This is a genomic window from Mycobacterium angelicum (genome assembly GCF_002086155.1).
GTDB lineage: Bacteria > Actinomycetota > Actinomycetes > Mycobacteriales > Mycobacteriaceae > Mycobacterium > Mycobacterium angelicum.
The window spans coordinates 1-878 of sequence record NZ_MVHE01000226.1 but is presented as its reverse complement, the minus strand read 5'-3'; the positions used below and the strand labels follow the sequence as shown (position 1 = coordinate 878).

The 878-nt window shown below is 58.7% G+C and carries 1 protein-coding gene and 1 pseudogene; one reads left to right on the top strand and one right to left on the bottom strand.

All coding sequences use genetic code 11. From position 1 onward, the window contains the following. Positions 1-199: hypothetical protein (locus tag BST12_RS33115; RefSeq protein WP_211281412.1), on the top strand; the 199-nt coding region annotated here is incomplete at its 5' end. Between the two features lie 24 nt (positions 200-223). Here the strand turns inward: BST12_RS33115 and BST12_RS29130 are convergent. Beyond that, a pseudogene (locus BST12_RS29130) lies at positions 224-878 on the bottom strand (hypothetical protein); the annotation flags it as partial.

The following is an 878-nucleotide window of genomic DNA, read 5'->3' as shown; positions in this document are numbered from 1 at the left end:
ACTGACCATGATGACCTCCTACCCGACCCCACCGGTCGCCCTCGAAGCGACCAGTACCCGTATGGAATCGGGCAATTCACCGTCAGATGCTACGACTCGGCTGGTATCGGCATTGCGTTTTAGCGCAAATGCGCGCAATCGTGATTTTCGGGCCGAACGAAATTATTGCGCCGCAGCAAATATTTCGACAACTATGTAAACAATTCCCGGTCCTCGCTTGCGGTTAAGGCAACAACCGGCTGAGGTTGAGCAAGCCCGAAACGCCGGTGCCCATATTGAACAAACCGGAGTCGACTCCGGCGGTGGTGGTGCTCAACGAGGCATTCAAGACTCCGACGTTGCCAATGCCCGAAATTTGGCCGTTAAAGCTAGGAGCGCCGCTGACCGAGTTGAAGAAGCCGGACATAAAGCCGTGACTAGTGCCGCCGGAAGCGGTGTTGAAGAATCCGGAGATCGAGGTTCCTGAGTTGCCGTAGCCGGAGTTGACGGCGGCGGAGTTGGTGGTAGCCCCGACCGTCGTGTTCGTATTGCCCGAGTTGAACAATCCCGTGTTTACGCTGCCCGAGTTCCCCACACCGGTGTTTTCGCCGCCCGCATTGTCGAAGCCGGTGTTGATGCTACCGGCGTTGCCGAACCCGGTATTCGCAGAGCCGGAGTTACCGAAGCCGGTGTTGAAGCTGCTCGTGTTGCCGAAGCCGGTGTTGCCGACACCGGAGTTGCCGAAGCCGACGTTGCCGGTGCCCGAATTTCCGATGCCGAGCGCGTTGAGATGGCCCGGGTGAAGAGCGTTAACGCCGGAGTTGAAGAAGCCGATGTTGCCCTGGCCGGAGTTGAAGAAGCCGATGTTGCCGGCCCCGGAGTTTCCGATGCCGATGTTG